This is a genomic window from Gemmata algarum (assembly GCF_034097035.1).
Classification (GTDB): Bacteria; Planctomycetota; Planctomycetia; order Gemmatales; family Gemmataceae; genus Gemmata; species Gemmata algarum.
The window spans coordinates 111,984-137,439 of sequence record NZ_JAXBLV010000200.1; the positions used below are offsets into that span (position 1 = coordinate 111,984).

The 25,456-nt window shown below is 67.6% G+C and carries 19 protein-coding genes; 3 read left to right on the plus strand and 16 right to left on the minus strand.

Annotated elements, in window-relative coordinates:
• Positions 1–11: 11 nt before the first annotated feature.
• From R5W23_RS21960 to R5W23_RS21970, 3 genes are all read left to right on the plus strand, one after another.
• Positions 12–1,436 (plus strand): DUF1501 domain-containing protein, encoded by a 1,425-nt coding sequence (locus R5W23_RS21960; protein WP_320688129.1) that lies wholly within the window; start codon positions 12–14, stop codon positions 1,434–1,436.
• A gap of 55 nt (positions 1,437–1,491) precedes the next feature.
• Complete coding sequence (locus tag R5W23_RS21965) at positions 1,492–2,748, plus strand: rhomboid family intramembrane serine protease (protein WP_320688130.1); 1,257 nt, start codon at positions 1,492–1,494, stop codon at positions 2,746–2,748.
• Positions 2,749–2,943: 195 nt separating this feature from the next.
• Positions 2,944–4,362: a DUF1501 domain-containing protein gene (locus R5W23_RS21970; RefSeq protein ID WP_320688131.1), complete on the plus strand. Its 1,419-nt coding sequence runs from the start codon at positions 2,944–2,946 to the stop codon at positions 4,360–4,362.
• A 90-nt stretch (positions 4,363–4,452) separates the two neighbouring features.
• On the opposite strand, the gene R5W23_RS21975 is transcribed toward R5W23_RS21970, so the two are convergent.
• The 16 genes from R5W23_RS21975 to R5W23_RS22050 form a co-directional block, all read right to left on the minus strand.
• Positions 4,453–5,319 carry a leishmanolysin-related zinc metalloendopeptidase gene (locus tag R5W23_RS21975; protein ID WP_320688132.1) on the minus strand — a complete coding sequence of 289 codons (867 nt, stop codon included), beginning with the start codon at positions 5,317–5,319 and terminating at the stop codon, positions 4,453–4,455.
• An 87-nt stretch (positions 5,320–5,406) separates the two neighbouring features.
• Entirely contained in the window at positions 5,407–5,616 is a 210-nt protein-coding gene (locus R5W23_RS21980; RefSeq protein WP_320688133.1) for a hypothetical protein, read from the minus strand.
• A 91-nt stretch (positions 5,617–5,707) separates the two neighbouring features.
• On the minus strand, positions 5,708–7,411 hold the full coding sequence (locus R5W23_RS21985; protein ID WP_320688134.1) for a gluzincin family metallopeptidase: 1,704 nt from the start codon (positions 7,409–7,411) through the stop codon (positions 5,708–5,710).
• Between the two features lie 40 nt (positions 7,412–7,451).
• Positions 7,452–7,916 (minus strand): HAD family hydrolase, encoded by a 465-nt coding sequence (locus tag R5W23_RS21990; protein ID WP_320688135.1) that lies wholly within the window; start codon positions 7,914–7,916, stop codon positions 7,452–7,454.
• A gap of 45 nt (positions 7,917–7,961) precedes the next feature.
• Positions 7,962–8,213 carry a hypothetical protein gene (locus R5W23_RS21995; RefSeq protein ID WP_320688136.1) on the minus strand — a complete coding sequence of 84 codons (252 nt, stop codon included), beginning with the start codon at positions 8,211–8,213 and terminating at the stop codon, positions 7,962–7,964.
• A 214-nt stretch (positions 8,214–8,427) separates the two neighbouring features.
• Positions 8,428–9,804, minus strand: coding sequence for a hypothetical protein (locus tag R5W23_RS22000; protein ID WP_320688137.1), 1,377 nt, complete (start codon positions 9,802–9,804; stop codon positions 8,428–8,430).
• 157 nt (positions 9,805–9,961) lie between these two features.
• Complete coding sequence (locus tag R5W23_RS22005; protein WP_320688139.1) at positions 9,962–10,363, minus strand: hypothetical protein; 402 nt, start codon at positions 10,361–10,363, stop codon at positions 9,962–9,964.
• Between the two features lie 55 nt (positions 10,364–10,418).
• On the minus strand, positions 10,419–13,724 hold the full coding sequence (locus R5W23_RS22010) for a serine/threonine-protein kinase (protein WP_320688140.1): 3,306 nt from the start codon (positions 13,722–13,724) through the stop codon (positions 10,419–10,421).
• Positions 13,721–14,287, minus strand: coding sequence for a sigma-70 family RNA polymerase sigma factor (locus tag R5W23_RS22015; RefSeq protein ID WP_320688141.1), 567 nt, complete (start codon positions 14,285–14,287; stop codon positions 13,721–13,723). The genes R5W23_RS22010 and R5W23_RS22015 overlap by 4 nt, the downstream gene beginning before the upstream one ends.
• A gap of 450 nt (positions 14,288–14,737) precedes the next feature.
• A complete protein-coding gene (locus tag R5W23_RS22020) occupies positions 14,738–15,496 on the minus strand; it encodes a hypothetical protein (protein WP_320688142.1) in 759 nt (252 codons plus the stop codon).
• A 56-nt stretch (positions 15,497–15,552) separates the two neighbouring features.
• Positions 15,553–16,491, minus strand: a complete 939-nt coding sequence (locus R5W23_RS22025) for a hypothetical protein (protein WP_320688143.1) — start codon at positions 16,489–16,491, stop codon at positions 15,553–15,555.
• Positions 16,488–17,057 (minus strand): DUF447 domain-containing protein, encoded by a 570-nt coding sequence (locus R5W23_RS22030; protein WP_320688144.1) that lies wholly within the window; start codon positions 17,055–17,057, stop codon positions 16,488–16,490. Before R5W23_RS22030 ends, R5W23_RS22025 begins: the two co-directional genes overlap by 4 nt.
• A gap of 89 nt (positions 17,058–17,146) precedes the next feature.
• Positions 17,147–18,640 carry an aminodeoxychorismate synthase component I gene (gene pabB / locus R5W23_RS22035; protein ID WP_320688145.1) on the minus strand — a complete coding sequence of 498 codons (1,494 nt, stop codon included), beginning with the start codon at positions 18,638–18,640 and terminating at the stop codon, positions 17,147–17,149.
• Positions 18,641–18,697: 57 nt separating this feature from the next.
• Positions 18,698–19,819, minus strand: a complete 1,122-nt coding sequence (locus R5W23_RS22040; protein ID WP_320688146.1) for a TlpA family protein disulfide reductase — start codon at positions 19,817–19,819, stop codon at positions 18,698–18,700.
• A 300-nt stretch (positions 19,820–20,119) separates the two neighbouring features.
• Complete coding sequence (locus R5W23_RS22045; RefSeq protein WP_320688147.1) at positions 20,120–22,057, minus strand: matrixin family metalloprotease; 1,938 nt, start codon at positions 22,055–22,057, stop codon at positions 20,120–20,122.
• 101 nt (positions 22,058–22,158) lie between these two features.
• A complete protein-coding gene (locus R5W23_RS22050; RefSeq protein ID WP_320688148.1) occupies positions 22,159–25,440 on the minus strand; it encodes a protein kinase domain-containing protein in 3,282 nt (1,093 codons plus the stop codon).
• Positions 25,441–25,456 lie beyond the last annotated feature (16 nt).

Sequence of the window (25,456 nt, forward strand, 5' to 3'; positions counted from 1 at the left end):
TCGGAGCCGACATGGCCTTCCCCTCTCCGCTGCTGGCGCGTACCCGGCGGCACTTCTTCCGCGACTGCGGGGTAGGTATTGGCGCGATGGCCCTGGGCTCGCTCCTCGCGCGCGACTCGCGGGCGAAGGAGCGGACCGACCCGCTCGCGCCCAAAAAGCCGCACTTCCCGGCAAAAGCGAAAGCGGTCATCTTCCTGTTCATGGCCGGGGCGCCGAGCCAACTCGAGCTGTTCGAGCCGAAACCGGAGCTGAACAAACTGAGCGGCCAGAAGGTTCCCGAGACGTTCACCAAGGGCAAGCGGTTCGCGTTCATCAAAGGCGACGCCAAGTTACTGGGGACAGTGCGCAAGTTCGAGAAGGTCGGGCAGTGCGGGATGGACGTATCCGAACTGCTGCCGCACCACAAAGGGATCGTGGACGAGCTGTGCTGGTTCCGCGGGATGAAAACGGACGTGTTCAACCACGGCCCCGCGAAGTGCTTCGTCAACACGGGCAGCCCGCAGTTCGGCCGCCCTAGTATGGGCGCCTGGCTCACCTACGGGTTGGGCAGCGAAAGTGACAGCCTGCCCGGGTTCGTCGTGCTGCAATCCGGCCCGCGCGGCCCGCGCGGCGGGGCGGCGCTGTACGGGTCCGGCTTCCTGCCCAGCGTCTACCAGGGGGTGCCGTTCCTCAAAGGGCCGAGCCCGATCCTCGACCTCGCACCGCCGCCGCGGGTGAGCAACAGGGACCAGGGGGAGTTCGTCGAAGCCGTCGGCGACCTCAACAAGCTCCGCCACGAGGCGACCGGCGACCCGGAGATCCAGACCCGCATCGCCGCCTACGAGATGGCCTACCGGATGCAGACCTCGGCCCCGGAGCTGATGGACCTCGCGAAGGAGGACAAGAAAACGCTCGCGGCGTACGGAGCGGAGCCGGGCAAGCCGAGCTTCGCGGCCAACTGCGTCCTCGCGCGGCGGCTCGTGCAACGCGGCGTGCGGTTCGTGCAACTGTACCACACCGACTGGGACCACCACGGCGGCAGCCTCGACCTCACAAAGCCGCTGGAGAACATCTGCAAGGAGATCGACCAGCCCTGCGCCGCACTGGTCCGGGACCTGAAGCGCCTGGGGCTCCTCGACAGCACGATCGTGGTGTGGGGCGGCGAGTTCGGGCGCACCCCGATGGGCGAAACGCGCGAGACCGTCGGCCGCGACCACCACATCGACGCCTACACCATGTGGGTCGCGGGCGGCGGGTTCAAACCGGGCCTCCTGCACGGCAAAACCGACGAGATCGGTTACAACGTGGTCGAGAACGAAGTTCACGTTCACGACCTGCAAGCCACGATCCTCAACCAGATGGGTTTGGACCACACGAAACTCACCTACCGGTTCCAGGGCCGCGACTTCCGGCTCACGGACGTTCACGGCAAGGTTGTGAAAGACGTGCTGGTGTGATCGCGCCAGCCCGGCCGCTAAGCCCCGACTCAACATCTACTTACGGACGACACCGATGGCCCAGTCGTGTCCCCATTGTGCCGCGCCGCTCCCAGACACCTGGGACGCGTTCTGCGGGTCCTGCCGCAACCCGTTGCCCGAGACCGAGGCCGCTCAGCCGACGGGTGCGGCAGACGTCGTAACGGAACCGGGAGCAACACAACCGGCCGAGCCCCACACCGACGACCCAACGGCGCGGTTCTGGCAAACGCTCACCGAAATCACGCCCCGCCCGACCGTGACTCGCGTTCTCGTCGCGATCAACCTTGTGATTTTCGGGCTCATGGGAGCCTCCGGGTTGAGTCTGAACCAGCCGAGTCCCGCTGAACTACTGAAGTGGGGAGCGGACTTCGGCCCCAGCACGCTTAACGGCGAGTGGTGGCGGGCGCTAACGTGCATGTTCGTCCACATCGGCATCCTCCACATCTTGATGAACATGTGGGTGCTCTCGGCCACCGGACCGTTGGTGGAACGGATGCTCGGGAACGCGGGGTTCTTGGTCGCCTACTTGGTTTCGGGGCTGGGCGGGAGCTTGGCCAGCCTGTGGCTTAACCCGGGTGTCGTCAGTGCCGGCGCCTCTGGCGCCGTGTTTGGCATTTACGGCGCGCTGCTCGGGTTGCTCCAGCGCCAGCGGACGTCGATCCCGCCGGCCGCGCTGACCGGCTTAAAAAACAGCGGGCTCGGGTTCCTCGCGTACAACGTGTTCTTCGGACTGACGCAACCGAACATCGATCTCGCCGCCCACGCGGGCGGATTCGTCACAGGTTTCTTGTGCGGGTTGGTGCTGAGCCGGCCGTTCACCCCCGCCGGGGTCGCAGCGCGGCCGACCCGAAACTTCGTGACCGGTTTCGGCGGCTTTGTCGTAATCACCGTCGGGTTAACCCTTCTCTCCTTGGCGCCGCCGAAAATCGTTCTGATCGACCGAGAACTTGAGCGCTGCGAAGAGCTGGACAAGCGCGCGAGGCACTTCATTCGCACCGGTCACGAACGCCTGTCTCGTGGCGACCTCGACGGCAAAGCCTTCGCTGAGACGATCGAACGCAGTCTGTTGCCCGAATGGCGGGAGGCCCGCACACGTTTGGCCGCCCTTCGCGGAACGTCATCTCACGACGACGCTCACCTCACCTTGGTCCTCGATTACATGCAGCTCTGCGAAGAGGAGTGGACGCTGTACGCCGAGGCCGTTCGCACCGGAGACGACCGCAAGGCACAGGAAGCGGCTAACAAGCACAAACTGGCGGACGCCCTAGTTGACAAAATCCGAACGCGCTAAGCGGCGAGCACATCGCGTCACAACGGCCTGCTCGACCACCAGCACGTTCCACCGGGCGGAACCTCTCGTCATTCCAGAGGTTCCTCAACCTTCCCATTTCCTTCTTGAACCGCATCGTGCACGCGGTTACCTTTCAAATTCCTACCTTCCAGTGGGTTCTAACCCGCCTGCTGCCCCTTCCCCGGAAACGCTGCCATGCTCCGGGTCCTTGGTCACCCTTCCGCCGCTTGTGACGGTCTGACGCGCCGCGACCTGCTGCGCGCCGGTTCGCTTGCCGCGCTGGTCGGCGGCACCGCCGCGGTTCCTACTTCCGCTTCGAGAGGCTCGAACGCATCGCCCGGCAAGAGAGCGCCGGCGAAGGCCGTCATCCTCATCGACCTGTACGGCGGGCCGTCGCACATCGACACCTTCGATATGAAGCCCAGCGCGCCGTCGGAAATCCGCGGCGAGTTCCGGCCCATCCGAACCGCGCTGCCCGGGGTGCAAGTGTGCGAGCACCTGCCGCTGCTCGCCCAGCGGCTCAACAAACTCGCGGTTGTGCGCAGCGTTACCCACAAGTACAACTCGCACAACCCTTACGGAGTGATGACGGGCTTTGACGGCGGGCAGGACCAAATGGACTACTTCGCCCGGCCCACCAACCACCCGAGCGTTCCGAGCGTTTGTCAGTATTTCGGGGTCGGCCACAGCCGCGATCTGCCGGGTTACGTGATGCTGCCCGCGTTCCCGGGGTACAGCCAGGGGCTCCGCCGCGCCGGCCCTTACGGCGGCTACCTCGGACCCAAATTCGACCCGGTGTTCAGCGTCGCCGACACGTTTTCGGGAAGCGACACCACCAGCAACAAGGACTTCTACAACCCGCACGTCGCCCTCACCGGCGAGCCACGGTTGCCCAAAATTAGCGGCGAGTTGACGCTCGACGCGCTGAACGGCCGCCGCTCGCTCGTGCAGCAACTCGAATCCAAGGCCGCGCGTTTCGAGGCGCAGGGGCACGAGTTGCGGCGCGAGGCCGCGTTCGAGCTGCTACTGTCGCCCAAGGCGAAAACGGCCTTCGACCTCTCGAAGGAGCCGGAGAAGCTGCGCGACCGATACGGGCGCGACGTGTTCTCACAAAGCCTGTTGCTAGCGCGGCGGCTCGTGGAGGCGGGCGTCACGTTCGTGACCGTTCACACCGAGGCCAAGCCGAACGGCCACTGGGACACGCACAACAACAACTTCAACATGCTGAAGCACCTGTTGCTGCCGTTCCTCGACCGCGCGCTGTCGGCCCTGATCGACGACCTCACCGACCGCGGGCTGCTTGAGAGCACGCTCGTGGTCGTGACCGGCGACATGGGCCGCACCCCCAAGGTGAACAGCGCCGCCGGGCGCGACCACTGGCCGCAGTGCGGGTTCTGCCTGTTCGCGGGCGGCGGCACGAAACCCGGGATCGTCCACGGCGCGACGGACAAGATCGCCGCCTACCCGACGGACCACCCGGTGAGTGCCGGCGACCTCGTCAGCACCATCTATCACCTCGTCGGCGTCGATCCGGAGGGCACGGTCCCCGACCACACCAACCGCCCGATTCACATTTCCCACGGCGGGAAACCGATCCGCGGGATATTGGCCTAACGCAAGCCGTTTCACCGCAGCGGGCACGAGAGGCAGCAGGAATGACACGATTCCAGTCGCCACGACGACCGTTCGCTTCTGGGACGGGTATCACTCTGCGGCGACGAGATCCATGCTCTCTTCCGGGAGCGTCATCGGGATGACCGGAAGTGTGTGCGGCCGCCCCTCCTCGGCCGCCATCACCCCTTCTTCGGCGAGTGCCAACAGGTTGGGAAGGGTGTACGGTTCGGCCGCGTTCAGATTGACGACATATCCCATGTCTTTCAGGCTCGCGACCGTCATCTTGCTGAGTGGGTTGCCGGCTGCTGCGATGAAGCCCGACATCAGCTCGTTGCGGAATACCGTTTCGCGCCAGTGGCCGTCGCGGGTACCGGGACCGCCCGTGTTCTCGACCGGCACTGGCGCCGGTCCCGTACCTTTCAGGGCGCCGAACTCCTGTCTCGCCGCAGCCCCCGTGAACGTCGGGTTCGAGGTGTTCTGTCCGGCGAGCAGCCCTTTTCGGGTCCAAACGGTACCGATCCCGATCACGTGCCCCATCTCATGAGCGATCACGTCTCCGAGCGTGCCGTTCTCCTGCATCGCGGTCAAGTCGGCCGTGTCGAACGACATGATTCCTTTGGCCGGGAGGAACGCCGCGGCTCCGGCGGAAGCGGGGCGCAGGTGCGTCGGCCCGGCTTGGCCGAGAACGCGGCCGGGACCGTCGATCGGCATCCCTTGAGCCAGGATGAGCAGGTCGTCGATGACCTCGCCGTCGATGACGACACTCGGTAGGTCGCCGACGATCACCCGCGACCACCGGTCGGCAGCGGCCTTGAACGCGTTCTTTTGGGCTTGGTTCAAGCCACCGAGGAACCGCACCTCGATCGTGAAGGCGGACGCGACCGCCGCCGCCGATGCGCCGGCCTTGAGGCTGCCGTGCGCGAGGTACGACTCGACCGATGCATTCTTCTTTGCCATAACGGCGCTCCGGTAAAGTTAGGACGGCGCCGGGCCGAAGCCGGCGCCGCGCGGCTCGAGGCGCCCCGAGCGCCGGCAGGCGGGGGCTCAGCGGCGGCCGGGGTAGCCCGAGCTGTTGAAGCGGATTCGTTTGACGGTCCCGTCGGGGTAGCGGACGTGCGTAACGGTGGCCGGCAGTTTGGACGTGTCTTCGTCGGCCGCCACGTCGACGAGCTGTCCGTTTTGCTCCAGTCGCTCTTCGAACAACCGTGACTCGGCGTCCCGGTCGCGAGCGGGTTCGGGTGTCGGGTCGGCCATCGTGTGTACCTCCTGAGTTCCCCTCAGAATAATCCGCCGCCGCCCGACGCGAGAGAGAAAAGCGGTGCGCGGTCCCGGCAGCGCGTGAACGTTAGCGGACCCGCCGGCAGCCGAAGCTCCCGCCGAACCCACAGCAGAAGTGCCGCCGTTTGATCACGACCCTCCCGTCCTCCTTAACGAGGTGGTGGGTCTTGTCAGACGGGTACACGGCCATCGGCGGGATCAGCTCCGCGGGGATCGTGCCTGGCGCGTCGCCGTCAGCGATACGGCCCTGTTGGATCAGGTCTTCGACGAACGACCGGGCGTCCTCTTCCGCGCTGTAGTTCTGTTCGGACCCGCCCGTCACCGCGGCGGCCGCCACGCCGAACCGGTTGGGCTCGCTTGGCAAGTGGACGTGAACCGTGACCCCGAACCGTGTCGTCAGGGGCCGGAGCGGGAGCTTCGGGGCGTCGGCACCGGACTTCTTGTAGCCCTCGTTGTCGCCCTCAAACTGGAGCTGACGGGTGCGAGCGGCGCCCGCGACGCCGAACTCGCGCCCCCCGTGCGCCCGGAGGTCGCGGCACAGGGACACGGCCGCCGCGGGCGACAGGATCCCGCGCCGGACGAAGGCGCTGGTCAGCGCGGCCCGGTACCGGCCGCCGAAGAGGGTCTGGTCCGCCTGCACCATCCCGGCCGCGACTTGGCTGTAATAGCTCGATCCCACCGGGGCGACCCGTATCCCCTCGACGAGCAGGCGGCCGGCGTCCCGGGAGACCACAGCTAAGTTCTCGGAATCGTCGGCCGCCGCGCCGTCCGGTCCGACCGCGAACATGCCCGCCAGCACGTCGAGGAACGCGCCGCTGAAAACCCGCGAGAACGAGTGGACCTCGGACGACAGTTCGGAGGCCGGGGCGTTGGGCGGCAGGGCGCCCGGGTCGCGGTAGAAGAACGAGTTGGCGGCGTTCCGCAGGCAATCGACGTCCACCGCGTCGGGCGCGAAGGTGCGGATCGCCCACCCGAGTTCTCGCGCCGACTGCGACAGCCGCGAGTTGAGGTTCAACTCCCCGCCGGTCTCCTCGAGCACGGACGCTCGCAGCGATGGCAGTTGCAGCGCGCAGAGCATCCCACTGATGTCGCCGAACGCCTCGTGGAACGCGCCGACCTCCAGACTCATCGCGTCGAACAGTTCGGGCTTCAGGGCGTCGAGCAGAGCGTGGCCCAGTTCGTGACAGACGACGTCCGGGCTCTCCGCAGAGAAGACCCGGTTCCCTCGTATATCGTCGTGGAAGAACACCAGCCCGTCCGGTCGCGAGTAAAAAGCGTTGAGGTCGATTCCGGCGTCCAGTTCGACCTGCATCGGCTCCTCAGATGTTGACCATCGCGTGCCCTCCGGGAGGAGCGGGGCCCAGAAGTTGATCCCGCGGGCCAGGGCGGCCGTCGCGTTCCAAAACAGGAACTCGTTACTACCGGGTTCGAACGCCTCGGGGTCGGGTTGTTCCCCGACGATCTCCGTCTGAAGGAGCTCGTGGCTGTTGACGGGGACGTCGCCGCCGATCGCCTCGGCCGGCACCGGGTCGGCACCGTCCACGGCCCGGAGGAACGGGTCGTCCTCATAGAACCGGATCTGCCCGTCGGCCGGCTCGTACCCGCCCTTCACACCAGTCTTCGCGGGGCGGCTCTGCTCGAACTCGCTGATCATCCGCTGGAGCTTTCGCAGCAGGTCTGGGAGCACCTCTTGCGGCGGGGACTTGGGAGCCGAGGGCCGGCCGTTCGACGGCCGCGTCCGGGCGGTCTTGGTCTCTTTGGTGGTTGCCATGTCGCGGGCACTCGAAACGGGTAAATGGTGGGGAAATCGGTCACGCGGACGGCGCCGGAATCAGTCCGGACTCGACGAGCGCGGCGGGCAGGCCGCCGCCGTCCGCGTTCGGGGGCGGCAGCACGCGCGCCGCCCGCATCCCGACGCGCTGGGCGACAAGCGCGTCGAGCAAGGATTCGGTGCAGAACAGACATTCGGGTGCGGTGACCCCGCTGGCCGCGACCGCCCGCCGGAAGATCTCGGGGTCCGGCTTCGCGACCCCGATCTCCGCCGACAGTAACACCAGCGGCCCGCAGAACACTCCCCAGTCGAAGTCCGGAGGTAGGAGTTCTGCGAGCTCGGCCCGCGACCGGTTGCCGGTGTTGGAAATCACCCCGAGCCGCAACCCGCGGCCCCGGAGGTCCGTGAGCGCCTCGCGCGCGCCGGCAACCCAGCGCCGGTCGGAGGCGACAACGAGGGTGTCGCCGAGGTCGAAGAAGGCGGCGCGAATCGACAGCGGGTCCACGGGTTGGCTCCTCTGGGCCAACGCGGTCACGAGACGGCACACGCTTTACGGGCAGATCACGTCGAGCACCCCGATGAACGCCTTGATGGCGTCCCGCCACTTCTGGGGGAGCAGCGGGGTGTTGCTGGCGAGAACCAGGATCGGCCGGACGGTCTTGTAGGCCGGACAAATGTTCGGCAGCGCCGCGGCCCCGGTGACGCCGGCGGCCGGGTGGCTTTTGCCGCCCGGTTGGATCGCGGTGAGGTCCGCGGCTTGGATGTGCTTGTCGACGTCTTCGAACGAGGGGACTGTTGCCATTAGGTTCGGCTCCGTGTCGGGCGGCCGGGGAGACCGCGCACGCGGTTCTTCCCCTACCGACATGAGCGTTGCGGGAGCGTCAACTGACCGCGACTTCTTGGAATTTCTTAGCTTCGGCGGAAGGGTGAAAAAGGCGGGAAGGTCGGGTCCGGAACGGCGACGCGCGGCGGGGTCCCCTACCGCGCGTCGCCGTTCCGGATTGGGTGCAGACGTGTTACGGCTTTTTCGTCACTTGGGGGACGGAAACCGCTCGTTCAGGGTGGAACACAAACTCACCAGGGGCCGCACTTATGTGGCACTGAAGACACGACATCCTGTTGGCCGGGAAAAACGTTTCCATCGTGACGTTCGCAAGGTTCTTGGGCAGTCGGTTCTCGGCGCTCCCGCCGTCCGTTGGCCGGGTCCGCAGTCCGAACTTTGGCCACTGCGTGCCGATCAGTTGGTAATTCTCCCACACAGTCCCCCGCACCGGCGCTTTGCTCCAAATGTCTTTATTCACGTCTGCGGTCGTCTCGTGGATCTTTTGGACCCGCACCACCTCGGTAACGTGCTCGTCTTTGATCTGGGGGAGCGGCTTCCTCGGCTCCAGAGGATCGAGCTGCGGCTTATTGTGTTCCGCCGCAGCCGGGGCCGGATCCTTTCTGCTGAACGATGCGGGCGGCGTCCCCGGACCACGTTCGGGAAGCAGGTTGTCCCGGTGCTCGAAGGTAGACCAGATCCAGTCCGGTCGTCCCGGTGTCTTGTGCACGATGTGCAAGCCGACGAGGCCGACGACCCGGTCTTTCAGTATCGGCCGGGGGTTCGGTTCGTCCGTCCACTCGATGAGTTTGGCCGTTGTGGAGTAAAAGCGCTTGCGCAGCGCCTCGGTCTGGGCTGGGGTCCCCTGCTCAGGGAGTTCCATCCAGGCGGCCTTTATGTGGATCGCTTGGTTCGGGAAGGTCAGCTTCGCGGGCTGCTTTTCTTTAATGTAATATTCACCCTGCTTCATGAAGTCGTAGGCCTCCCGATTCATACGGGTTTCAAAGCGCACGAACGTCTTGTTCTGGGCGACCAACGGCGACCCTTTTGCCGTTGCCAAGACAGCTTGATTAACATCCAAGAGATTATGATTGACATCCTCGAGTCGCGCGAGTTGCTGGAGCAACTTAACCTTTCCGGTCTCTTGGGCCGGTAACCCGTTTGGGGCTGAGTGGTGCTGCTGCTTCTTGTCGCGGTCGAGGAACCGGATGCTGAGCGTCGCCTTGTAACTGTCCCAATCGGTCGGCGGGTTGCGAATCGGGTCTGCGGAGAACAACTCGTCTACTGACTTCCAACTCTCCCAAACAACCCGCTCGGCCGGATCGCCAAGATTTTTCGTCGTGTCGGCGACGCCGCGCTGAGCGGCGGCGGGCCAGTTGAGCGCGATGAAGTCGCGCCAGGAGAACTGGTTGAGGACCGCCCGGTCCTCCTCTGTGCCCTTTTCCGGTTCGGCGAATACGAGTTCCGTGGGCGGCTGAGCGTCAGAGGCAGCGACGGGTCGCGGCGATTCAACCGGCGCCGTCGTAGAAACCGGCGCCGGCCCGCAGCCAATGACCGCGGCAAGGAGGTTCATCACAACACCCGCCAGTATTATTGGCAAGTGCGTTCGGACCCAGCGGACGGGGGCTAAACGCAAGGACATACCTCAGCCTCCAATATGCTATGCATGCTGCGGTTCGCCTGAAGTCTCCTGCCTTCACAGGCACGAACTGCATGAACGGGCCGGGCACTCACGACGGGCACGGGGTGTTCGCCTGGAAGAAGCCGCCAAGAGCTTGGCAGTGCGTTTCGGTGATCTGAACGCAGGCGGACTCCGTGGGCGAGACCGCGTAGAAGCAGGCTCCGGTCTCACCGAGCGCGGCGCCGAGGGCCGTGCGGAGATCAGCGGTCAGCGCTTTGAACTGGTCCTTCATCGTGGCAACCCAGACTCCGACGGCATCGGGATCGTTGAAGGAGACCAAAGCAAATAATCCTTTCAGGATCTCCACGGTCTGTTTGATTCGGCCCTTAATCTCGGGCGACGCCGCGGACATTTGGACCCGCACGACGTCGGCATCGAGCGCGCGAGAGAGCCGTTCCAAACCCTGTGGCGTGAGGGGGGGGAATTCTTGCACCGGCAGTGCCCTGGTCATGCGTGATCTCCGAAGGGGTTAGTGGAACAAGCGGGCGATTAGGCGCAACGCCGCCCTATTCTTGGAGCCGGTTGCGGCGCTCGCGCCAGACGTCCGGGGTAAGAACCTGCACGGCTCCGGTTTCGTCGAGTTCCGTTCCGGTACGAACTTGCGCCCAGAGCGTGAGGCGGTCCGATGCGTCGGCGGCGGCAGACGGCGCGGGCCACACCCGCACCGTCCGGTCGAAGCCGCCGGTCAAGAGCCACGGGTCGCGCGGGGCGACGGCCGCACAGAACACGGGTCCGTCGTGGCTTAGCACCGGCCCGATTGCTTGGCCCGTGTCCACGCTCCAGCAGCGGACCGTTCCGTCGTCGCCGGTCGTGACGGCCCACCGGCCAGTCGGGCCGAAGGCGACCGCGCGCACGGGGCCGGCGTGTCGCACCGGCCGGGCGTGGGGTCGCCCGTCGGTCGTCCACAGCCGTGCCGTGCCGTCCTCGCCGCCGCTCAAGACGAGCCGGCCGTCGGGACTGGCCGCGACCGCGAAAATCGCGCCTGGTGCGTGCCAGAGCGGCTCGCCGCGCGGTTCGCCCGTGTTCGCGTCCCACCGCCGCACCGCCCCGTCCGCACTACCGGTCAACAGCGTTTGCCCCGATGGGTCGAAGGCCACTGCGAACGCGACCTCGCCGGTGCCGAACGGGCCCGCGAGCAGTTCTCCCGTTTTGGCCGCGAAGATTCGTACGGTGTGGTCAAAGCCAATTGTTGCCACCCGCGCCCCGTCCGGGCTGAAAGCGATGTGTGACACTTGGTGCGGGTGTCGAAGGGCCGCGCTCCGCGCCAGCGTGGTCGTGTCCCAAAGGGCGGCCTCGTTGTGCTGGTGGACGCTGGTCGCCAGCCGGGCGCCATCGGGACTGTACGTAACAGCGGCGAGCGGGCTGTCGTGCTTGAGGAGAGTGCCGAGGAGCCCCAATTGCCCGTCCCGCAACTTCCACACTCGCACCTCCCGGTCGTCACACCCAGTCGCGACCTGTCCGTCGGGACCGATTGCGATTGCGCGGACCGACGCGGGGTGGCGCTCGAGCGGCGCGGAGAACCGGCCGCCGTCCCAGGTGCGCGCCGCATCACCCGAACCGGCAGTCGTGAACCGCCGCCCGTCGGGCGCCAAGGCCACGACCGAAATCGGAGCGCTGTGACGCCCGATGATGACCGACCGGTTCGAGTTGAGGTCATGTAGGCGCGCGACGCGGTCGATTCCCCCCGTCAGCAGGTACCGCCCCTCGGCACCGACGGCGAGGGCCGCGAGCGCGACAGGAGAGGAGAGCACCACTTCGGCGGTTCCGCCCCCGATCGGCACGCGGTGTACTGTTTTTCCCTGTCGGGTGAGCGTGTAGAGCGCTCGACCGTCTGGCGACGCGGCAATCGCGTGAGCCCAATCGGAGTGCTGAAACGCGGGTTCGACGGGGGCGCCGGTCGCGACTTCCCAGATCCGGAAGTGCGTAGCCCCGCCCGGCTTCAGCACGGCGGTAATCAGCCTGCGCCCATCGCGGGTAAATGTGACTGAGCTGACGGTTCCCCCGGGGGTCAGCGTCTGCACGGTCCGACCGGTCGCCACCTCCCATAGGCGAACAACCCCACCAACCTTCAGCTCCGAACAAACGGTGGCAACGCACGTGGCGTCGGGCGACAGTGCCAGCGCGGAAACAGGCGCCGGGTGCGTTAGCGTGGGCGAGCACTCGCGCCCGGCGTCGAGGTCCCACCGGCGGACGACAGGCGACTTCGGTTCGCAGACCCAACCGGCGGCCCCGTCGGGACTAATACCGAGGAGCTTCCCCGGCGGTACGGACCGGACGTGCGCGAGAGCGAACGATTGGCGGTCCCAGAGGTCCCAGGCGCGGAGGTTGGCACGAACGGTCCACTCAAGACCCTTTTCGCCAACGGGAACCGTCTCCAAAGCGCGCGCCATCCAGAGCAGCCCGGCGTCGACTTCTCCGCGGTCCGCCTCGTGTAGGCCGCGGTCGAGCTCACGTTCCGCACGCAGGCGTTTCTGCTCATGAAGCGCTGTTTTAATTGCGTCGGACTGTTGGTTTGAGTGGATTGCCCACCCCACCGCGACCGCCGTTGTGCTCAGCAGCAGCGCGGCGGCGGTTGCGGCCGCCAGGGCCAGCCCTCGGTTGCGGCGCTGCCACAGAATCAACCGCTCGATCCGGCCGATCGGGAGCGCGCGGATGGGCTTTTCCGCCAGAAATGCTTGCAGATCCGCAGCCAACTCCGCCGCTGTGGCGTAGCGCCGGTCCGGTTCTTTGCTGAGGCATTTCAGGCAGATCGTCTCCAGATCGACCGGGATGCTGTCGTCCAGATACCGCGGGGCGCGGGGTTCGTCGAACTCGATCTGGCGCAGCACCCCGCGAACGCTCCCCGAAAACGGCCGCTCACCCGTGAGCAGCTCGTACAGGACAACACCAAGGCTGTACACGTCACTTCGGCAGTCGGCCCAGTGCGACTGCCCGCGGGCCTGTTCCGGACTCATGTACGCCAAGGTGCCGAGGATCTTCTCGTCTCCCGTCAGGGTCGCGTTCGTCGTGGCGTCGGAGGCGTCCCAGCGCGCCAGCCCGAAGTCCGTCAGCAGCGGTGCGCCGTCTTCTGCCAAGATGACGTTCGCCGGCTTGACGTCCCGGTGGACAACGCCCTTATCATGTGCGTGTTGTAGCGCACCGGCGACCGCGGCAACCAGTTCGGCCGCGCGACTCGGGGCCGGTCGGTCCGTGCGGATCAGCGCGGCAAGGGTCTGGCCGGGCACGAACTCACTGACCAGGTATGGCACGCCGCCGGCGACATCGGCCCCGTAGACCTTCACGATCCCGGGGTGGCTCAACTGGGCCGCGATCACGGGGTCCTGGCAGAACCGTTTGCGGTCCTCGTCGGTGGTCAGTGGGGTCGTCCGAAACACTTTCACGGCAACCCGGCGCCGCAGCCGTGCGTCCCACCCCAGGTACACCGTTGCGAACCCGCCGCGCCCGATGACCCGAAACAGCTCGATCCGCCCGAGCCGGTAGGGGACGGGGAACGGGTCCGCAGCGGGCGCGCTCCCGACACGCCAGCCGCAGGAGCCGCATGTGGTCCCGCCGGCGGCCGTCTCGAGCGACCCACGGCAGCGGGGACACGGGGACCCGTCCGCGTCGGCCCCGCCGACGAACGGGTCGACCAGTTGGCGGAACTGCTCGCGGTCGTCGAAGAACGCGGACAGTTCGTCGGCCAGGTCCGGGTAGCGAGCCAGGAACTCCGCCCGGTCGGGCTCCTGCCCGCGCTCGGCCGCCTCCAGGTATTCGGCGACGGCCGCGTCGAGCCGCTCCTCTCGCTCGTCAGCCTCACCCGGCTCACTGTTCATCGCGCGCTCCGCTCCCCGAGTAGTGAGCCGAGTTGCTTCAGCCCGCGGCGCAGCAACCCCGCCACCGCGGGCCGCGTCCGGTTCATCTGGACGGCGGTGGCCTCCACAGACATTCCGCGGAGGTGGTGACAGGTGATCGCCTCCCGCTGGTCGACGGGCAACCGCTCGAGGGCGTCCGCCAATCGGTTCAACTGCTCCGCGGTCGCGGCCAGCTTGCTCGGGGACGGGTCGTCGAGGGACAAGTTGCACCCGAGCCGGGCGGACGACTCCGCAAGCGCGGCGTCGAGCGACTGCTTCCGACGCACGTCCCGCTTGGCACGGTGGACCGCACGCCCGACGTCGTACAGGTTGTTCGACAGGATCGTCCGCAACCATGCCGCGAACTCGGCCGCCGTCTCGCCCTGAAACGTGTCCCGCTTCTGGTGGGCCTCGAGCAAGGTTTGGTGAACGATGTCGGAGGGGTCCCCCCAATCGCGCAGCGCGGCGTCCCACGCCGAACGCGCGAGCAGTATTAAGAAGCCGCGGTATTGCTCCGGGGCAAAGTCTGACGCGCGATCCGACATAGAATTCCTCCCTCTACTCTAAGAAGCGTCGCACACGCGCCAACGAACCGCCCCGGGAATGTTTTTTTGTTAATACTGGCCTTTCGCGCGATACACAAGAACGAAGCGGGCGAAGGGTGGCACCAGCGAACGATTTCGCGGTCGCCGCTTGGTTCAACTTGATCGGTACCCGCTCCGTGTTTTGCGGCCGCCCTCGGCCAACGAATTCCGGTCCAGGGAAGCGGAAGTTGCTATTGGTCATGCAACCTATAAGGACTGGGTTGTTCTGGCGTGAGCAATTTGTTACCGAAATATTTAATTTATATACAATTATAAATAATTAAATCCACACGTATCTGATTGGATTGTTTTTAGCCGACGGCAACTACGGAAAACAATTACAATTTGATGAGACTTTTCACTAGAAATGATTGCTGGCATTGAAGCCAAACGGCTGGCGACGGTGCGACCTCACCTCAGGCAGTCGATCGGGATCGGCAGAGCGAGCAGTTCGCGCCGCGACAACGGCCTCTGGCTCACCGCGTACCGGTTGTTCCGATAAAAGCAGACCACCTCGGCACTCCCGACGTGCTTCTGAAGGTGCTGTTGAATCACGGCGTCGTAAAGCGGCGGCTCCTGTGGGGTGCACCGCCCCGTCATCACTACAGTGATTAGCTCCCACTTGCCGGCGCGGCAAACGCACAGTTGGCGGTTGTTCAGTTTGAGGGTGTGGTCCGGTTCGCCCCGCGGGGACGGTCGCCGCACATAGCGGCTCGCGCGCAGCAACCCCGACTTCGGACACACGTACCACTGATCCCGGCGGTCGCTCGTGCGGAGCGGCTCCCCGTACCGACGCGCGTACGCCTCGCCGCGGCACGGCTCCCCGTCGATCAGAACCGTGTTCGTAACGACATACTGGAACAAGTGCGTGAGGATGTGCTTCTGGACAACGTTCCCGCGGTCAACGTGCCGACAGATTTCCGAGTAGACCTTGTCCCACGGCCGACCGACGTTCGCGCTGATGAACCGGCGGAGCGGGCCGAGGTGCTCGTTGAAGTGTTTGAGCTGCCCGCCGTAGCTGCGTTTGATACCTTCACGCACCGGCGGCGATTCACCGGCGTCCAGACATTTTCCCACGCGCTTCTTGTAACCCTTACCGGGCCACCGCTCCGCACGCGAGCGCCCGATCCGCGGGCGCTCGACCAGCACCTTGCCCATGTCCGATCGCATGATCCCTCCCGTTCAAGGGTCACCGACCAGACACCAGCCCCGCGGAGCGGTTCGCGCTACTCGCGTTCGACGCGGTGCCCGCTGGAGAGGCGCGTCACGAAGCACGGCACCCGGCCGCGGAACCGGAGGACCAGCGAAAGGGCGGTGTCGGCGTCCGGCGCGAGCGCGAACACGGTCGGCCCCCACGAACTCTGGCTCACCCCACGGACCCCGCGCGACCGGAGATCGGCGATCAGGGTCTCGACCTCGGGCGAGGCGTACACACCGCCCTGGGCCTCCGCGAACGGCTCCCCGGCCCGCCGGTTGAACTCGTACAGCGCGTCACCGAACGTGTCCGAATCGCCCGCTCGCGCCGCCGGCAGGAGCGCTTCGTCCACGAGACGCCGCAGCGCGTCCGGAGCGCCGCCGGCCGCGACGGAGAACGCGTGCCGCTCCCGCGCCCCGTGCCAGCCGCCCGCGACGGGAGGGGTGAACACCACGACCCGCCATTCGTCCGGCAAATCGACCCGCGCCAGCAGCGGAGACACGGGCTCACCGGGCAACTTGCCGGCGTCCACCAGCAGCCCGCCGTGATCGAACCCGTGAACGCCGATGGCGGAGCGCTCGCCGCGCCCCACCCGGGCGGCGAGATCGGGCGACGGTAGCCCCCCTTCCCCGTGCGCTACCGCCAGCACCTTCGCGACCGCGAGCCCCAACTGAGTCCCCGTACCGAGCCCGGTGTGCTCCGCCGGGGCGCGCTCGACCAGCACCTGTTGCGGGCGGCGGCGGTCTTCGGGCACCGACATCAGGAACCGCATCGCGAACACTTGGGCGCGGCTCGCGAGCGGCCCCTCGAACTGCCACCCCGCCGCGGGCCGCGCCGTCACCACGACGCCCGGCAGTTCCACCATCAGCCCGGCGCCGCCGAACGCGCGTTCCCCCGCCACCGGCGCGACCGGGCCGGGCACCCGGAACAGCCCGGCGTGCAGCCGGCTCGGCGCGACTACGCGAATCATCGGCCCACCTCTGCTTCGCGCAGTTTCGTTTCAAGCAGGTCCATCGCCCGGTGCTCCGCGGGTCCGCCGGTCTTGCCCACGATCACGCGCAACTTGGCGAACTCCACGGCCACCTCGGGCAGCGGTATCAGGTGGAGCCGGGTCGCGAGGATGGCGGCCTCCACGACCGCGTGCTTCGCCCGGTTGAACCCGAAAAAGTCGCGCACCCGCCCGGACAGCACCACCTCGGCTTCGAGGCTCACCCGCGGGCCGCTCGCGTCCACCGACCGGACCACGAACTCGAAGTACCGGCAGCAGTCCTCGAGTACGAACCCTCCCACCCGCCCGGCGGGGCGGGCGGGCGGCGCCTCGCGCACCTGCCCGACCGCCGCCCGCGCGAGCAGCAAAACGTCGTCGGTGACGTGCAACACGCCCTCGGGGTGGCGCAGCAAATTCTGGTACGTACTGGATGTCGGAAACGGGCGAAGCGTGAAACGCGAAAAGTCGTCCGCCACCCAAGGCCCCATTGGCGCGAGGTGCAGCCCGCCGTCGGCGTCGGTCGTGGTGACGAGCGCTTCGAGGATCATGAGTCAGGGCCGGTGTTCCGGGTCCGCGCCCCGAGTCGAACGCCGACAGCCGTGGTGCGGCCGTCGAGCGGGAACGGGGGGCTCAAAGGTCACAAGCTGCGCAGCAAACCGGCGGCTTTGTGGAGGGTCTCTTCGTACTCGCGGGCGGGGTCGCTGTCGGCGACGATCCCGCCGCCGACCGGGAACTGCACCCACCCGCCGCCCGCGGTGAACGTGCGGATCAGGATATTCGTGTCCATCGCTCCGTCGAACCCCACCCAGCCGAGAGCCCCGCAGTACGGCCCGCGGGCGGTCGGCTCCAGTTCCGCGATGATCTCCATTGCCCGCACTTTTGGTGCGCCAGTCACACTCCCCCCAGGGAACGAGGCTGTGAGGAGATCCAACGGCCCGGTGCTAGGCTTCAACCGCCCGCGTACCTCGGAAACGAGGTGGTGGACGAACCGGAACGTCTCGAGTTCGCACACCCGCGGCACCCGCACCGAACCGAACACCGCCACCTTCCCGATGTCGTTGCGGAGCAGGTCCACGATCATCACGTTCTCGGCCCGGTCTTTCGGGCTGGTCACGAGATCGCGCACCAGGACCGCGTCCTCTTCGGGGGTCGTCCCCCGCCGACGGGTCCCCTTAATCGGCCGCGTCTCGATCTCGCCTCCGGGATGCACCCGCAAGAATCGTTCCGGCGACGCGCTGAGAATCTGGTAATCGCCCAGATCGAAGTACCCGCCGAACGGGGCGGGGTTGAGGCGGCGCAGCCGGTCGTACAGCTCCAAGGGGTGTTCGCGAAGCGGGGCAAGCAGGCGCTGCGACAGGTTCACCTGGAAGCAGTCACCGGCGCGGATGTACTCGACCGCCCGGCGCACCGCGGCTTCGTATCCGGCGCGGTCGAAGTTGCTCGTCACCCCCGAGAACCCCGGAAGCGGGTACTGCGGGGCGGGATCGATTCGCGCGGCCGATCCGGGCGAGTGAACCGGGCTCGCGGGGCGACGGACGCGAATCACCGACAACGCTTCTTGCAGGCGCCTTACGGCCCGTTCCGCGCGCGGGGAGCGGTCACCCGGTACAAACGGGAACCCGGACGAAACCAGCCACGCCCGACCCGACGTGTGATCGTAACTGAACACCCAATCATAAAGCCCGACCACAATGTCGGGGGTGCGAAACTCGTCGTACCGCGTTGGGGGAAGGTGCTCCAGGGAGCGGCCGTACCCGTAGCCAAAGCACCCGGCCCACCCGCCCTGGAACGGGGGCAGTTCTGGCACCGTCGTAAGGGGGCACTCGCGGAGGCGCCGTTTGACCTGTTCCAGTGGGTCGAACGGCCCACGGCCCTTCCCCTCGTCTCCGTCTGTTGCGTTGCTCCGCGGTGGCTGAGTGAATGTGATGCGCGGGTCCGCCGCGACATACGAATACCGCCCCCGTTCGGGGTGTTCTTCGGCGCTATCCAGAAAGAGAAGGTGCGGAAGGTGTGCTAGACTCCGCGCGACGGCCCACGGGTTCGGGGCCGGGATGAGTTCCACCGCCAGCGGAGCATCGGGAGGGGCGGGCACGGGAAGGGTATCGAACTGAAGCGGCTCACCCGTGTCCATAACGATCATTCTATGAAGCAGTGCGGCCGGCGGTGTGGGCCGCCGGCCGCTGTGGGCTCAACCTTTCGCCTTCACGGCGGCCTTCACCAGATCATCGACCGCCCGGTCGAGTTCCTTGTCGTCGGGCGCGCCGGACCACTTGTGCCGCACCACGCCGGTGTGGTCGATCAGGTACAGCGTCGGGAACCCGCGGACGCGGTACGTTTTGAGGATCGGGGTGTCCTGCCCGTTGTCCCACCAGTGCGTCCAGGGCATCGGCTCCTTCTCCAGGAACTTCTCGAGCGTTTCCTTCTTCTCGTCGACGCTCACGCTGATGAGCTCGAACGGCTTGCCCTCCAGGCGCTTCACCATCTGCCGCTCGTGCGGAATCATCGCCCGGCACGGCGGGCACCACGTGGCCCACACGTCGAGCAGCACCACCTTGCCCGCGGAGCCCGACAGCTTCACCTTCTTGCCGTCGAGGGTCAGGGACTCCACCTCCGGGGCGGCTTTGCCGACCCCCAGCGCCAGGAGCGCGTTCAGCCCCTTGATCTCCTGCGCCGCGAACTTCGACACGGTGCCGCCGCTGCCCACCTTGGCCTCCGGTGCCTCCTTGGTTGCGGCCTCGAACAACTCGATCGCCTGCTTGGCCCCGTCCGCCAGCTTCTTGTCGTCCTCCTCGTCCTCCACCGCCCGCGCCAGGCTGTACCCGCGGAGGAAGATGGCGACGGCTTTTGTCTCCTTGTCACCGCCGCCGGCGGCTACGGCCTTCAGGAGCTTGTCGCCGGAGGGGCCGACCCGCATCGCGGAAACGAGCAGGTCCTTCATCTTCGGGTTCGCGGCGTGGTACTCGGCGAGCAGCGCGACCGCTTTCGTCACGTCGTCCCCGCCGGCCCCGGCGTTGCCGGCGATCTGGAGGACGAACGCCGCGGCCTCGAACCCGACCGCGTCCTTCGGGTCGTCCTCGGCGATCGCGAGCACCTTGCCCGCGGTGAGCAGGGCCAGCTCGCGCACCTCGGCCTGGATCGCCCGGGCGTCGTCCGGCGTCTTGACCTTCTGAAGCCGCTCGGACAGCTCCTTGTTTTCCTCCTCGAACCGTTTCTTTTGTGTCGCGAGCTTCTCGACCCGTGCTTGGTCCTGAGCGAACGCGAACCACAATCCGACCGACAGCGACAGCGCGGCGGCGCAAAGGAAGCGCATCGTGGTGTCCGTGAGAGGGGTGGGGCCAGTTCGTTCAGTTTACGCCGGAACGTGAGGCCCTCCAAGGGAAACCGCTGCGGGTGTCGCCGTTGCCAGCGGAGCGACCCCATCCGGACCGGTTCGCCCGGCGGCACGCGCGGTCGCGCAATTGAGCGCCCGCGCCTACAAATACAGCGGGCCACGGAGCATTCGCCCCGTGGCCCGTCGCTCCCCACCGCGACACGTCTGCGACCTGACGAACCGGGTCCGTGGCACCCTGGTTCGAGCCGCACGAGCCGGGCGCGGGTATCATCGCCTCCGTCAGTACGTGTAGTAGTACCCCGCCGGCTGACCGGACGAGGGGCCGGCGTAGCTGTACGACGGGGACGAACTCGCAGCCGGGCTCGAACTGCTCGAGGTCGTCGTGCTGCTCGGAGCCGTGCTCGTCGTCGGGGACGCGGTGCTCGTCGCGTACGGCCCGACGCCCTCGCTCAGTTGCGCCAGGAACAGCCCGTAACCGACCGCCCCTTTGTTTGTCGCGGCGCCCGAATACCGAACGGTGTACTTCCCGGCCGTGAGGTACTTCGTCGCGGTCACCGGCGGCTGCCCGACCCGCGCGGTCAGCATGAACACCACGTTACCGTCCTCGTCGTAAACGGTCATCGTGACCGTATCGCCAACGGCACCGGTCTGGGCGCCGAGCGCGAACTGGAACACTCCGGCCTTGCTGAGCTGAAGCGTTTCGCCCGCGGTCGCGGCGCCGGGGGCGGTGGTGCCGCCCGCGACCGCGTCGAACACCAGCGGCGAGAGCTGGTTGAAGTCGGCAGCGATGAAGTAGCTGCCGGTCGTCTTCGCCGCCCCTTCCCGCGCGGAAACCTGAATGTAGTAGTCCTGGCCCGCGACCGCGTTCAGCACCTGCACGCTGAACAGTCCCCGGTCGTTCGACAGCACCTGGAAGGCCACCGCGTTCCCGGCGGCATCGAACACCCGCACACGCGGATCGACGCCGTTCGCGTCCAGCGCCCAGACCATCACGTTCAGCGTGACCGCGGCGCCCGGAGCGAACCCCCGCGCACGCACCTTGTAGGTGTCCACATCGAACCGGTCCTCGATCACGCCGCGGTAGACGGCATCGAACCGGGCGTCCGCCCCCGTGTTGGTTTGCAGCGCCCGGGCGCTCGCGAGCGCGTCGTCCGTGTGCCCGTCGAGCACGCCCGTGAGCGTCGTAGTGATCGGCGAGAGCAGCCCGCCGATCGACAGGAAGTCCACCGCGAGTTTGTACCCGCCGACATCGAACACGTTGCCGCTCGCGCCCTCCACCTTGATCGTGTAGTTCCCGCCCAGCAGGCCGGGGTTGAAGGTCAGCGTGATGTCGTTGCTCAGCGGGTCGGTGCTGGCCCCGCTCGCGACCACGCGCCCGGCGGCGTCGTACACCGTGACCTTCGCGGTCAGCAGGCTTAGGCCGGCGGCCTTGAGCCGCACCGTCACGTTGCTGAGCCACGAAGTCAGCGCCGGCGCGGTGAACGTGTAGTAGTCCACGTCCGACGGACTGCTCAGGTCGGCGGTGGCGAGCAACTGGGTGACCGAGTTGCGCGGGATCGTGCTCGCGCGGGCGGCGGTGTTGTTCCCGCCGGCCCCCTCGAACGTGTCCGGGGTCCGGGTGCCGTACAGCTCGTGTAGGTGCTCAATGTCTTCGGCGCTGAGCCCGGTCTGGTACTCGTACCCGGTGTGGATCGCCGAGGCGTGTCCCTCATGCTCGTGGTCGAGCCCGAACACGTGCCCCGCTTCGTGCAGCAGCACCGAGTAGAGGTCGTACAGCGAGCCGATCGGCGCGTTCGCGTTCAGCACCACGTCCCCGCTGAGGGTGGAGCCGGTGAAGCTGAACGGGGCCGCGCTCGCGAGCACGTCCGGGGACAGCCCGGCGGCGGCGATCCGGATGTCCCCGAACCGCGTGTCGCCCTGCACCGCGCCGACCGCGCCGAGCGCCTGGCCGCCGTCGGACACGAGCCCGATGTTGATGTTCGCGTTCACCGCCCAGGTCTGGAAGGCGCGAAGGATCTCGCGCTTCCACTCCGCACTCGTGCTGCTCGAACCGAGAAGTTGCGCCAGCGAACTGGCCCCAAGTGAGGTCCGGGTGCCGTCGTTGACGAAGCTGAGCGTCAGGTGCTCGGGGTCGGCCCAGGGAACGCCAAACGTAGACGGCAGGGCGCGGTCTTCAAGGTATTCGAACGAAAAGCCGATCTTCGGTACCGGGGTCATCGCGTGCTCGCTACGGGCGGCGGACGAGGGAGCGGTACACCGCCAAAACAACCGCGGTGTACCGGAGAAAGACGCCCAGGGGCGGTCACCCGCCACGGAATTCACCGTTTCTCGGACCGCGGCGCGTTGAGCGCCTTCGCGTCTGCGACCAGAGCCTTAAAGTCTTGATCGTCGCGTAACGAATCGAGGTCCGTGTCCGTGTCCACGAGGTCGAGCGCGAACCCGGTTTTCAGCCCCTCCCAGAGAAGTTTGCGGGCCTCGCGCTTGTCGTCGGGGTGTGTTTTGGCAGTGAGCGCGTAGATGCACCCCACCTGATACAGGTTCGGAGCGTGGGTGTCGCGCCGCAGCGCGTCCCGGGCGTCGCGGAGCGCCTCCTCGCGCTTCCCCGCGCGGGCCAGCAGCACCCCACGCCCGGCCCGCGCCGGAACGTAGTCGGGGTGCAGTTCCACCGCGCGGTCGAGCACCTTCAGCGCCTCGTCCGGGCGCTTTAGACCCTCCGACAGGATTGCGGCCTTCATCTGAAGGGCGAAGACCGACCGACCGTTCACCTTCAGTGCCTCGTCGGCGTCGGCGAGGGCAGCCGTGGGGTCTTCCGTCCAGCGGTTTTCGGCCCGCGCGACCCAGCTCAACTCGTCGGTCGGCGTGACCCGGAACCCGGCCTCGCGGTCGGCCTTCGCGCCGTCCCGATCGCCCGCCCGGAACTTCGCGGTCGCGCGCTTGAAATAGGCCCGCGCCGGGGCGGTGCCGGTCTCGAGCGCCTGGGTGTAATCTCCGATCGCACCCGTGCTGTCGCCGGCCGCCTCACGCAACTGGCCGCGCTGCATGTACGCCTCCGCCAGTTTCGGGTCCAGCTTCAAGGCGCGGTCGTAGTCGTCGCGGCTGCTGTCGAAGTGCCGCATCCGGAAGAACGCCAACCCACGGTTCATCCACGCCGGGGCGAAGTCGGGGCGCAGGGCCACGCACGCCCCGAAGCACATCGCGGCCAGGTCGTTCTGCTCAAGTGCGAGGTGCGCGGTCCCGCGGAGGAACCAGGCGGAGAAATTCTCGGGGTCGGCCTGGGTCGCCTTCTGGAGGAGCTTGAGCGACTCCACGTGGCGGCCGTTGCGAGTCAGTTGGCTACCGGCGAGGTACAGGTCACGGGCCAGGTCCAGTGGGGTCGATTCGACCTCGGCCCGGCTCCGTTCGGCGCCCGCCCGGTCCCCCTTCAGTTCCAGCAGCGCAACCCGCTGCTCGCCGATCGCGCGGGGGAGGCGGTGGGCGCCGTAGCTCGCGGCCAGCGCGTGCCAGTTGTTCGCCCGTATCACCTGAGCGGCCCGTTCCGCCCCATCGCCGCCGGACGCCTGGAGCAGCGCAACCTGGGCCATCAGGAAAAACACTTCGCCAATGTTCCCGCACACCTGATCGCGGTCGGCCTCGGACAGGCGCCGGAAGGCCGCCATGTGTCGCCACTCGTCAGAAACGAACGGATCGTCCGACACGCCATACGTGTCCAGCACCCCGCGGAGCTTCGCGAGCCGCTCGTCGAGCCGCCCTTCGGACCGCGTCTGGTCGTCGAGGAACGACTGCGCGTCGCGGAACGCGGCTTGGTGGTCGGCGAACCGCCCGCGGGCTTCCACGTCCCGGGTGCGTTCGCGCGAGTAGACCGCCGCGCCCACCACGAGCGTCAGCACCACGCCGGCAACGGCGGCGACGCTGGCAGACGAAGTGAGGCGGGGGTGCCGACGCGCCCACTTGCGTGCCCGCTCCCGCACCGACGGCTCGGGGGCGAACTTCAGCGGGCGGTTCGCGAGGTGCCGGTCGATGTCCTCGCGCAGGTCATCCGCCCGCTGGTACCGGTCCGACGGGTTCGGCGCGAGGCACCTCCGGACGATCGCTTCGGCGCCCGGTGACACCGCGGGGTTCAGCGCTCGAACCGACGGCGCGGCGGCGCGGTCGGCAATCATCTGTGGGACGGTGACCCGCGGGTAGCCGCGGCGGAGCGGGAACGGGTGCCGGCCGGTGAGCAGTTCGAACAGAATCACCCCGAGCCCGTACACGTCGCACCGCGGGTCGAGCGTCCCCTCGCCGGTGCGGAACGCTTCCAGGTGCTCGGGCGCCATGTACGGAAGGGTGCCGCCCATCATCGCGCGCTCGGCCGAGCCGCGCAACTTCGTGTCTTCGGCGAGGTTGAAGTCGAGCAGCATCGGGCGCCCGTCGTCGGCCAGGAGCACGTTCGCGGGCTTGAGGTCGCGGTGCAAGATGCCGCGCCGGTGCGCGTGCGCCAGCCCGTCCGCGAGTTGCCCGCCGATCGCCAGAACCGCCTCAACGTAGGGGAACTGATCGAGCCGAGCCCACCCCTCTGCGGCCCCCAGCGCGGCGGCTTCGGGTGGCGCGCTCGAGGCCGCCGCCGGCACCTCGTGGGGGTAAACGACCGATCCCCCCACTGATCCGGTCCGTGTGGACGAATCGAACCGCCCGCCGACGAGCGTGCTGCGAATCTCCTTCCCCGAGCTGGGCACGCTCGCGCGCCGGCTCAAGCTCTGAACCACGCCCGCGAGCGTGGTGCCTCCCAGGAACGGCATACACACCGCCTGAAACGGGCCGGCGCTGTGGTACGAGTAGATCGGAACGATGTTCGGGTGCTGCAACTGCGCCAGCGTGTTCGACTCGGCCCCCAGGCCGCGCGCCACCTTGAGCGCGACCGGGCGCCCGGCGAGGTCCCCCTGGCGCGCCAGGTACACCCGCCCGAACGCCCCGCGCCCGAGCTCCTTCGCGAGGTAGAAGCCAACGAAATCGGTGCCCACGTCCGGGAGCGAGGACACCGAGTCCTGCCAGTCGGACAGCGCGTCGGCCTCGGCCAGGGCTTGCGCGCGGGCGTTCGGCAGGGGCGGCGCGCCGAGCCGATCCTGCGTCCGTTGGAGTTGCGGCACCTCGGCGGTGCGGAACTCGTCCCGCGGCTGCGGCGCCACGATCCGGTCGGTCGGCGCGTCGACCGCGCTCATTGAGCCCGGTCGCGGGGTCTGAACCTCGACACCGACATCGGCCCACCCGCTCGTGGGCACGCCGTACTTGTTGGCGTACTCCTCCGGGCGCGGGGCCTCGCCGGCCCGGACCCGCTGCCGGAACTCCTCGAACGCCACGGCCGCGAGTAGCGCGGGGTTGGTGAGCACCGCGGGGAACCGTGCCGTGTACTCGGCCACCCGTTTGGGCCGCCCTCGCGCCCAGGCGAGTTCCAGGTCGACGCGCACCAACTCGCCCAGCACGGCGAGGTACAGCGGGTGATCGACCGCGGGCAACTGCCGCGCGAAGTCCGCGCGCGGGTCGGTTTCGAGAGCCAGCTCGAACGCCTCGACCCGGTGCGCGAGTTCGGCCGAAAGCGAGTGCGTGGCGACGGAGAATTTCACGTGGGGACGGCTCCCG